The sequence below is a fragment of the Yoonia sp. genome, from assembly GCF_046498525.1.
GTDB lineage: Bacteria > Pseudomonadota > Alphaproteobacteria > Rhodobacterales > Rhodobacteraceae > Yoonia.
This window is the reverse complement of the sequence record NZ_JAWOAN010000155.1, coordinates 1-7,245: the sequence shown is the minus strand read 5'-3', so window position 1 is coordinate 7,245 and position 7,245 is coordinate 1. Positions and strand designations below refer to the sequence as shown.

General features: G+C 56.1%; 8 protein-coding genes and 1 pseudogene. 7 read left to right on the top strand and 2 right to left on the bottom strand.

All coding sequences use genetic code 11. The features are described from left to right. From R6T97_RS10235 to R6T97_RS10225, 3 genes and pseudogenes are all read left to right on the top strand, one after another. Window positions 1-1,082, top strand: a pseudogene (locus R6T97_RS10235) (hypothetical protein); the annotation flags it as partial. Window positions 1,083-1,095: 13 nt separating this feature from the next. Beyond that, window positions 1,096-1,665, top strand: a complete 570-nt coding sequence (locus tag R6T97_RS10230) for a TadE/TadG family type IV pilus assembly protein (RefSeq protein WP_410349194.1) — start codon at window positions 1,096-1,098, stop codon at window positions 1,663-1,665. Window positions 1,666-1,667: 2 nt separating this feature from the next. Further along, window positions 1,668-2,270 carry a TadE/TadG family type IV pilus assembly protein gene (locus R6T97_RS10225; RefSeq protein WP_410349193.1) on the top strand — a complete coding sequence of 201 codons (603 nt, stop codon included), beginning with the start codon at window positions 1,668-1,670 and terminating at the stop codon, window positions 2,268-2,270. On the opposite strand, the gene R6T97_RS10220 is transcribed toward R6T97_RS10225, so the two are convergent. Further along, window positions 2,267-2,743 (bottom strand): hypothetical protein, encoded by a 477-nt coding sequence (locus R6T97_RS10220; protein ID WP_410349192.1) that lies wholly within the window; start codon window positions 2,741-2,743, stop codon window positions 2,267-2,269. The two genes, R6T97_RS10225 and R6T97_RS10220, sit on opposite strands and share 4 nt — an antisense overlap. Before the next feature lie 49 nt (window positions 2,744-2,792). After that, the gene (locus R6T97_RS10215; RefSeq protein ID WP_410349191.1) at window positions 2,793-3,380 is read right to left on the bottom strand and encodes a TetR/AcrR family transcriptional regulator; all 588 of its coding nucleotides are present in this window, start codon (window positions 3,378-3,380) and stop codon (window positions 2,793-2,795) included. Window positions 3,381-3,467: 87 nt separating this feature from the next. Here R6T97_RS10215 and R6T97_RS10210 point away from each other — a divergent pair, with 87 nt between their 5' ends. From R6T97_RS10210 to R6T97_RS10195, 4 genes are all read left to right on the top strand, one after another. Next, window positions 3,468-3,701, top strand: coding sequence for a hypothetical protein (locus tag R6T97_RS10210; RefSeq protein ID WP_410349190.1), 234 nt, complete (start codon window positions 3,468-3,470; stop codon window positions 3,699-3,701). 54 nt (window positions 3,702-3,755) lie between these two features. Beyond that, a complete protein-coding gene (locus tag R6T97_RS10205) occupies window positions 3,756-5,042 on the top strand; it encodes a homoserine dehydrogenase (RefSeq protein ID WP_410349189.1) in 1,287 nt (428 codons plus the stop codon). Window positions 5,043-5,110: 68 nt separating this feature from the next. Continuing rightward, window positions 5,111-6,076, top strand: coding sequence for a class II fructose-bisphosphatase (gene glpX / locus R6T97_RS10200; RefSeq protein ID WP_410349188.1), 966 nt, complete (start codon window positions 5,111-5,113; stop codon window positions 6,074-6,076). An 88-nt stretch (window positions 6,077-6,164) separates the two neighbouring features. Continuing rightward, the coding region (locus R6T97_RS10195) for a glycosyl hydrolase family 8 (protein ID WP_410349187.1) at window positions 6,165-7,245 on the top strand (1,081 nt) is incomplete at its 3' end.

Below are 7,245 nucleotides of genomic sequence, written 5' to 3'. Positions count from 1 at the left end.
AATATGAAGATCGTATTTCGATCAATCTGATTGCGTACTCGCAGCATGTCGCGCTTGGCGATGATCTTTATACTGCGCTCAAGACAACGCCTGACTCGATCCGCGCAGATGGGTTGTTCGGCAGCACATTCGGTCAAATCACAGACAATTATACCGCGCCTTTCAACTATAGATGGGTGAATGCCGATGGTGAGGAAGTGAGCGCGGATACGCCGGATGCAACGATGGTCGGGCCATATGACAGCCCGATTGATCTGGCGTGGGCGGAGGGACAAGAGGTTATCACCAACCCATCCCGATGCGTCCTGTTCGAAGATGACGAATACGATACACTGACTTTCGATGTTAACCGCGTTTACACGCAGGTCGAGCATGTTGATTTCTATACAACCAGCTACAGCTTCCCCGATGGGTACGAGCCTTGTGCATCAGAGGATTACCACAAGACGATCTTGCTCTCTCAGGATGTTGAGCAGCTGCAAAACGCCATTGACCAATTCACCCCCACCCTGAACACGTCTATCCACCGCGGGGCAAAATGGGGGGCTTCATTGCTGGATCCATCCATGCGCGACCTGATTGGTGGCATTCCAACGGTCGACGATGCGTTTCGCGGCACAAGACCAGCTGATTACACAGACCGGACAACGTCAAAGTATCTTGTGATCATGACAGATGGTCTGACCGTTTCGTCCAGACGGATCAAGCGCGATTTCTATGGCGATTCCGTTGACTATTATAACGAGTTTGACGAGTGGAAGGGAATGTCAGAGCAGTCCCTTTACCGCTATGGGCAAAATGATGGCAACGGCTCCACTGACTATTATAACATGAGTACGACAATCGGGTCAGAGACGCAGCTCAACGAAAAGCTGAGCCAGATCTGTGATCTGGCGGGGGATGAAGTGACAGAAGTCTACACGATCTCCATGGGTATCCAGAATGCCACAATGACCGACTGTGCCAGCAAAGAGGGCAATGCCTTCTTGTCTACAATTACGAACGACCCCGATGAACCGGGACTGGATGAGATTTTCAAAAGTATCTCGGATCAGATCACGGCATTGCGGCTGAGCTTGTAAAGGTACCCTTGGTATGAAGAGTTTTCTTAATCGGTTCTTAAAAGATGAAAGCGGGACATCATCCATCGAGATCGTGTTGGTATTCCCGGTCTTCTTTGGCTTTTTCTTGATGACCTATGAATCGGGCATTTTGTCATCGCGTCAGGTGATGCTTGAACATGGTGTGGATGTGACGGTCCGCAACGTCCGCATCGGCGTCATAGACGAAACCGATTCCGATCTGTTACGCGCAGCGCTTCGGACGGGCATCTGCGATAGCGCCCGTATCCTGCCGGATTGCGAAAACCAGCTTGAAATCGAGATGATCCAGCGTGATCCTCGGGTCGCATGGGTCCCGCTCAGTGACGATGTCCAGTGTGTTGATCGTGGCGACCTGACAGCTCCATACACAGGTACACTCGACTCGACGGGCAATAACGAACTGATGTTCCTGCGTGCATGTATTCGTATTGATCCGATCCTGCCAACATCAAACTTAGGCAAGGCACTCATTGCGGGAAATGCAGGCGATACAGCAGCGGGCGACTCTTATGCATTGGTTGCAACGAGTGCGTTCGTTGTCGAACCTTTCCGGAACGAATAATCATGAAGAGTTTTACAACATTCATTCGCGCCTTTCGCGAAGATGAACGCGGATCAATGTCAATTGAACTGCTTCTTGTCGTGCCAATCTTACTGTGGGTGTTTTTGTCGACATTCGTTTACTTCGACGTCTTCCGCGTTCAAACAAACGCGGTTCGCGCGACAATTACGCTGGCTGAATTATTCAGCCGCGAAGATGTTGTGAACAGCACCTATCTCAATAGTGCACAACAAGTCCTGCGCACATTGACATTTGAAGAAGCGAACCCGGACTATCGCGTTACCGTCTATCGTTACAGAGAATCCGACGATACCTTTCGTCGTGTTTGGTCTCGACACCGTGGCTTTGGCGAGGCCCTGACGAACGCCGACCTCGCCGATCTCAAAACGGCGGGTCGCCTTCCTGCGATGAATGAATTCGACCAAAACATCTATATCGAAACGCGTACCCAATATGATGCCCCTTTCAATATAGGTCTGGGTCCTTTTACGGTCACCAACCTCGAAGACCTCACCTTTACGAACGACGTGGTTATTCGCCCGCGCGGAACACGTCTATGCTTTGAAAGAAATGACGGGACGACCATTTGCGGTCCGGGCAGTTAATTATTGACCATCATGCTGATCCGCTCGGCCATGAATTTGCATTGACCGGCATTTGTGACGCCACCGATCCCCACACGGCGCCCGACGCGCCACCAAAGCCCCGGCAGCCATGCGCGGGGCTTTTTGTTGTGCAGGACCAGCGTGAACCCATTGGCCGGCTTGAAGGCGAATGTTCCACGCTCGACACTGCGGATCTCGTCAATACGCGCCAGAACAGTGCCGGTACTGTCACGCAGCTCTGTATCGGTCAGCATGAGGGTGACCGCAGTCGCACGCCGCATTCGCTCTGCCTGCCACAACATACTCACACCGAACCCCAGCAGGACGATCATCCACGGCAAGGACGGAGGCCGTGTCAACGTGACGTAGATCAGCAAGGCACCCAGCCCGAACTGAACGCCATAGGCCAGTATCCTACGTGCGGGCGACGCCTCGACCTGCGCGTAAATGCCGTCTTCGTCTGGTTGGAACATCGGTTCTCTCCGTCGTTGCAGATCGCTTAACCTACAGCGCACCGAAAGCCTAGGCTGTCACGCTGCGCCGGACCATATCCCAATAGATCGCCTCGATCCTGGCAATCTCGAGCCGCCCACCGGCGCGATACCAACTGTTGATCCCCGTCAGCATGGCAATCAGGGCCATCGTGGTGACGCGTGGATCATGGACTGCCAAAACACCTTCCGCGACACCGTTACGCAGAATGGTTTCCAAGGCTTCTTCATACTCGCGACGCATTGCCTCGACCGTCGCAAAGTTATCGTCCGACAGGTTGCGCAACTCCATGTAGGACACAAAGACCTGATCGGAGCGTGGCAAGTGAAAGCGGATGTGGAATCGGGTGAAGCCTTCCAATCTGGCCAACGGATGACCCGAGAGCGAAGCGTCATCCAAAGCGGACAACAATTCGCTCATGTGCCCCTGCATCAGGTCAAACAGCAAGGACTGCTTGTCAGGTGTATAATTATAAAGGGCACCGGCTTGTATGCCCACTTCGGCCGCGATCTTACGCATGGAAACAGCGGCATATCCGTGTTTTGCAATCAGGCGCAATGCTGCTTGCCGTACCCGTGGGCCGGTAATATCAGAGTGTGAGCCTTGCTTGCGTGCCATGGCGTCCATTTAACTGAACGCTTGTTCATTTGGAAACCCCTCATCGGCGGTTGCCCCTGCATACACAGGCCGGATAAGGTTAAGATCATGCGTTGTATTTTGCTCGTGCCATTTTGTTTGCTGTTCGCCTGCGCCGCGTTTCCCGCGCTTGAAGGCACGATCAGCGATGCCGCACGGCAAGCACCCTACCCCGCGCTGACGCCACTTCCCCCGTTTCCGACCGCAAACGGTGACGAAGAGACCGCGTTGCTTGCACGTATTGATGCGCTTCAGGCACGCGCGTCGCGTATTCGTCAGATCGATATCGCTGCGTTGCAGTAGCCGCACGCTTTCGCTAGACCCGTCGTGACGCATTACAACGATGGACCCATATACATGACAACACCTCTTCGCCTGGGAATCGCGGGACTTGGCACCGTGGGTGTGGGCATCGTCCGGATCGTGCAGAAACACGGGCCATTGTTGGCGCTGCGTGCAGGCAAACCAATCGAGATTGTGGCTGTCTCTGCCCGATCCAGAACCAAGAACCGCGATGTCGATCTGTCCTCCTACGCGTGGGAAGACGATCCCGTCGCCTTGGCCAAACGTGAGGACATCGACGTTTTCATCGAGGTCATGGGCGGCCATGACGGGCCAGCTAAAGACGCGACCGAAGCAGCAATTGCTGCGGGTAAAGACGTTGTCAGCGCCAATAAAGCGCTGCTTGCCATTCACGGACAGGCGCTCGCGGAAGCGGCGGAAGAAACAGGCCATGTGATCCGCTTTGAAGCAGCCGTCGCAGGCGGTATCCCTGTGGTGAAAACACTGACCGAAGGTCTTTCCGGCAACGAGATCACGCGCGTGATGGGCGTGATGAACGGCAGTTGCAACTACATCCTGACCCGGATGCAGGACGCAGGACTCAGCTATGAAGCGGTCTTTGATGAGGCCAACCAGTTTGGGTTCCTCGAAGCGGACCCGGAACTGGATGTCGGCGGCATCGACGCGGGGCACAAACTGGCGCTACTGTCTTCGATCGCCTTTGGCACACAGGTTGATTTCGGTGCAGTCGAGCTTGAAGGTATCGGGTCGATCACGATCGATGACATCCAACAAGCCGCCGATATGGGCTACAAGATCAAGCTTCTGGGGGTCGCGCAGATGACGGGCCGCGGGTTGGAGCAACGCATGTCCCCTTGCCTCGTACCCGACACGTCGCCCCTCGGGCAATTGGAAGGCGGCACCAACATGGTCGTGCTCGAAGGCGATTCTGTAACCCAGATTGTTCTGCGGGGCCCCGGCGCAGGCGAAGGCCCGACCGCCAGCGCCGTGATGGGTGACGTGATGGATATCGCACGCGGCGCGCGGGTGTCGACCTTCGGCCAACCGGCAAGCACCTTGCGCAAGGCGCGCGCCGCCCGCGCCGCGGTCCCGGCCCCTTACTATCTGCGCATGCAGTTGATCGACAAACCCGGTGCCTTGGCCAAGGTCGCACACGCTTTGGGCGAAGCAGGCATCTCGATCGACCGGATGCGCCAATACGGACACGAAGACACCTCTGCCCCGGTCCTGATCGTTACGCACAAGACCACGCGAACAGCACTGGATGAGGCTCTGGCCGATTTCAAGGCCACGGGCGTCGTCACAAGCACCCCTGTCGCAATCCGTATTGAGGCGGTTTAGCGCAAACAGGCTTGCCGCGACGGGACGGACAGGCTTTAGGGGTATTATGTCACCAAAGGACCTTTTTTATGCCTGCACCACTTGATTTCAACGACCGCAACCTTTCATTGGGGCTCGCGCGCGTGTCCGAAGCTGCGGCCATCGCCTGCGCTCCGCTCATTGGTCGGGGCGATGAAAAGGCGGCAGATCAGGCCGCAGTCGATGCAATGCGCACCCAATTGAACAAGCTTGATATTGCCGGCGTCGTGGTGATCGGCGAAGGGGAACGCGACGAAGCACCTATGCTTTACATTGGTGAAAAGGTGGGCACAGGGGAAGGTCCCGGTGTGGACATTGCACTTGATCCGCTGGAAGGCACGACATTGACGGCCAAGGACATGCCCAATGCGCTGGCGGTCATTGCGATGGGCCCGCGCGGGTCCATGCTGCATGCACCGGATGTCTATATGGACAAACTTGCCATCGGGCCCGGTTTTCGCCCCGGTGTGGTGACGTTGGATATGTCTACGTCCGAGCGCATTTCGGCACTGGCGGCGGCCAAGGGATGTTCAACCAACGACATCACCGTTTGCGTTCTGGAGCGTCCGCGCCATGAAGACATGATTGCCGAAATCCGCGGCACAGGGGCCGCAATTCGCCTGATCACGGATGGTGATGTTGCAGGTGTGATGCACTGCGCTGAACCGGACCTGACCGGCATCGACATGTACATGGGCTCCGGCGGCGCGCCCGAAGGCGTGCTGGCTGCGGCTGCGCTGAAATGCATGGGTGGGCAGATTTTCGGTCGCCTGATGTTTCGCAATGATGATGAACGTGGGCGCGCAACAAAAGCCGGAATCACCAACTTTGACCGCGTTTATACCCGCGATGACATGGTGACCGGAGACGTTATCTTTGCCGCAACCGGCGTCACGGATGGGTCGCTCGTGCCAGGCATCAAGCGCGAGGTTGGATTTGTCACGGCCGAGACGATCCTGATGCGGTCCAAGACCGGTTCTGTCCGGCGCATGATCTATCGTAATCCGACCGGTTAGGATCACTGCCTGCCGCGCGATAGTTTTTTGACCCCGATGAAGATGAAGCCGTGGTCAAACACGCGCTTGGCGCTTAGTATGCAAGGCAATGGACGCACCCGCCAATAAACCCGCCTTTTTGAATGTCGCACCCTCGGTCACCGGCCGCCGATGGGTCGGTCCGACCGTTGAGGAGGACCGCCTGTCCGAAGCAATGGCGCAGAAAACCGGTCTTGCCGCCCCGCTATGCCGCGTTCTGGTCAGGCAGGGCGTTTCGGCACAAGATGCGGCAGGCTTTCTGGCCCCCACGCTGCGCGACTTGCTGCCCGACCCGCGCGTTCTCAAGGATATGGACCGCGCGACAGACCGCTTTCTGTACGCGGTCGGCAAACGCGAGCGCATCGCCGTATTTGCAGACTATGACGTCGACGGCGGGACATCTGCGGCCCTTTTGATCTGTTGGTTGCGCGACATGGGCCTGCAAGCGACGCTCTATGTCCCCGACCGGATCGACGAAGGATACGGGCCCAATGATGCTGCGATGTCTGCCCTGGCCAAAGACCATGACCTGATCATATGCGTAGATTGCGGCACGCTCTCTCATGGCCCGATCGCAGCGGCGGTGGGAGCCGATGTCATCGTTCTGGATCACCATCTGGGCGGTGAAACCTTGCCCGATGCGGTCGCAGTCGTAAATCCGAACCGGCAGGATGAAACAGGCGATCTGGCGCATCTTTGCGCTGCGGGCGTCGTATTCCTGATGTTGGTCGATGCGAACCGGCTGTCCACACGCCATGCCATAAGCTGGCGTGTGGACACAAGCGGTAATATTGTTGACGCCGGAGCCGCTACTGACGCTGATACTGATATTGCCTTTGCGCTTATACAGGCTTCCAAAAGATGGGGAGGCGCTCCTGCGGGGCGCAGCATAACCTATGCGCAGTATGCCACAAACCACCTTAGTAAAGTTAAACAGTATTGTATTGCGGATGACAACAGCCTGAAACCCGGCGACGTATGGGATGACCACGAGTTTCCTTCATATTATTCGGAAGCCTTTTACAGAGAATACAACGTACATGAAGGCAATACAAGCTGGGATAACCTGACATCAATGTGCAATCAGCATATTATTGCGAATCATTATGGGAACACGCATATTACCTTAAATACCGGGATAAAAGATCCGC

Bases quoted from the DNA above. Each gene is read 5' to 3' on its own strand.
- R6T97_RS10230 (WP_410349194.1), top strand. From the start codon at position 1,096: ATGAAGAGTTTTCTTAATCGGTTCTTAAAAGATGAAAGCGGGACATCA.
- R6T97_RS10225 (WP_410349193.1), top strand. From the start codon at position 1,668: ATGAAGAGTTTTACAACATTCATTCGCGCCTTTCGCGAAGATGAACGC.
- R6T97_RS10220 (WP_410349192.1), bottom strand. From the start codon at position 2,743: ATGTTCCAACCAGACGAAGACGGCATTTACGCGCAGGTCGAGGCGTCG.
- R6T97_RS10215 (WP_410349191.1), bottom strand. From the start codon at position 3,380: ATGGCACGCAAGCAAGGCTCACACTCTGATATTACCGGCCCACGGGTA.
- R6T97_RS10210 (WP_410349190.1), top strand. From the start codon at position 3,468: ATGCGTTGTATTTTGCTCGTGCCATTTTGTTTGCTGTTCGCCTGCGCC.
- R6T97_RS10205 (WP_410349189.1), top strand. From the start codon at position 3,756: ATGACAACACCTCTTCGCCTGGGAATCGCGGGACTTGGCACCGTGGGT.
- glpX (WP_410349188.1), top strand. From the start codon at position 5,111: ATGCCTGCACCACTTGATTTCAACGACCGCAACCTTTCATTGGGGCTC.